The sequence below is a fragment of the Haladaptatus sp. HS23 genome (assembly GCF_056892285.1).
Genome location: NZ_JBXGLH010000070.1, coordinates 1 through 352 on the forward strand (window position 1 = coordinate 1; position 352 = coordinate 352).

Sequence of the window (352 nt, forward strand, 5' to 3'; positions counted from 1 at the left end):
GGTTGGTGCATCGGTTTGTTGGGAATAGTTCGTTTCGTCGCCCACTACTTAAGGGGCACGATTCGAACCGTCCCACGCTATGGACCCACAGGGATTCGAACCCTGGGCATCCTCCTTGCAAAGGAGGCACTCTACCACTGAGCTATGGGCCCGCCTCGCCACGAGGCGAGGGCTGTGTTAACCCTGGCAGTTCAAAGGTGCCCGACCAGTTGCGTGGTCGAGGTCGTCGAGGATAATCCCAAAGTGAGTCAGGCACGTCGGCCTGATCTCGTTCGTTAGGAGGTGATCCAGCCGCAGATTCCCCTACGGCTACCTTGTTACGACTTAAGCCCCCTTGCGAAGCCCAGATTCG

The 352-nt window shown here is 58.0% G+C and carries 1 tRNA gene and 1 rRNA gene; both read right to left on the bottom strand.

Annotation, left to right across the window (positions count from 1 at the left end):
• Positions 1-80: 80 nt before the first annotated feature.
• A tRNA-Ala gene (locus AC1XDK_RS30850) sits at positions 81-152 on the bottom strand.
• Positions 153-277: 125 nt separating this feature from the next.
• A 16S ribosomal RNA gene (locus AC1XDK_RS30855) occupies positions 278-352 on the bottom strand; the annotation flags it as partial.